The sequence below is a fragment of the Streptomyces silaceus genome (assembly GCF_001419745.1).
GTDB lineage: Bacteria > Actinomycetota > Actinomycetes > Streptomycetales > Streptomycetaceae > Streptomyces > Streptomyces silaceus.
Map to the genome: position 1 here is coordinate 1 of NZ_LIRJ01000486.1, position 262 is coordinate 262.

The following is a 262-nucleotide window of genomic DNA, read 5'->3' on the forward strand; positions in this document are numbered from 1 at the left end:
TCGACGATCGCGTCGGCGGAGCGGCTGACGGGGCACGCGTGACGGCAACCTCCGAATGCACCAACGCACATGCCCGCCCATTTGGCGGATGGGCCAAGCATTAACGAACCCTCTATGAGAAGACACCTCGCAGATGCAATATGGGAGGCGTCGTTCGGGATGCGGAGGACACCGCCCCGGCCCAGGTCCAGGCCCACGAGGCGAGGTCCCCATGGTCATGCGCACCTACGACGGCGGCGCCGGCGACGTCGACCGCCGCGCC